A 1,214-nucleotide genomic window follows, 5' to 3' on the forward strand; every position below is an offset into this window, starting at 1 on the left:
TTTGACAGAGGGTATCTTGCGCTAACGGACAGCCTTTGCATTCTTTCGGTCGTGTGTATTTTAACGTCTCGTATCTCGCGTCGTAACTGTCGTACCGATACGAATGCTCTCGAACACACGTAGGGGCAAAATGGTGATCGAATCCTTCTATATTCGGTTCATTTCGCTTGTTGTAAGCAATGACAGCCCCAGTCTTCATTCGATAGAGTTGTTCGTAAATCGCAGGGGCATCATACCCTGCATCGAGTGTGCTAAAGGCGATTTTTAATTCAAAAAGACGCTCTTGCAGTCCTTTTAATAAAGGGATGGCTGCTTTTCCATCGTTCAGGTTTCCCGAGGAAAAGAGCGACTGAAGGATATACTGGCTTTTGGCTCCAACCGCGAAGTGGCCTTTGTAGCCAAACCAAAAAATGTTTTTTCCTTCACTGTTTTTCTTGATGCCCCACTTAGGATCAAGGGGGACAGCGGATCGCAACTCGACTAAAGACGCGTCAAGTTGGGCTTCAATCTTTTTCTCGAAAATCGGACGAACGGCTTCTTGTTCCGCTTGTTCTTGAAGCCATTTTTCTTTCTCTTCTTTTGATTTGCGGCCGCGCTTTTTTGGCTCAGACCTAGGCTTTTCTTTTTTCGCTGGGGCTTGGTCTCTCGCTTCAATGTGAGTCGCATCAATGGCGATCGTGTCATCGGTGATAAATCCTTCTGCTATCGCTTGATGGATGAGCTGTTCTTGAACCTGTTCAAGAACAGGTGATTCTGCTATTTTAGAGAGCATTCTTGAATAAGATGCTTCAGATGGAATCGCATCAGAAAGAAGGAATCCACAATCCAATCGGAACATAAAATCGTGTTTCAGACGTTTAATCAAATCCTTTATTGTCGGAATTCGCTCAAGAATTCGAGCGACGAGTGAGTAGATCATGGCGGAATAGGTGAGCTGAACAGGCGCACCGTATAGGGCTTTTTTTGACACGACCGCAAGAATCGGGTTGATATCAATTGCTGAAAAAACCGCATCAAAACGATGGGTAGGCTCTAACTCATATAAATCATGCAGGTCAAACAGGCTTTCTTGTCGTATAATAGGCATAGGGAGTCTTCCTCCAGTCTGTAGTTTTGTTTCGTCACTTAACTCATTCGACTTTTGGGGAGGTACTCCTTTTTTCGTGCCTTGAAAACCTTGCGAGACTAAGGGTTCAAATTATGAAATTGACTCA

The 1,214-nt window shown here is 44.3% G+C and carries 1 protein-coding gene; it reads right to left on the reverse strand.

Annotated elements, in window-relative coordinates; all coding sequences use genetic code 11:
- Nucleotides 1-1,087 (reverse strand): transposase (locus ABMB67_RS23380; protein WP_354573488.1); only part of this gene is annotated, 1,087 nt, incomplete at its 3' end.
- Between the last annotated feature and the right edge of the window lie 127 nt (nt 1,088-1,214).

The sequence above is a fragment of the Halalkalibacter oceani genome, assembly GCF_040544555.1.
Lineage (GTDB): Bacteria > Bacillota > Bacilli > Bacillales > Bacillaceae_D > Halalkalibacter > Halalkalibacter oceani.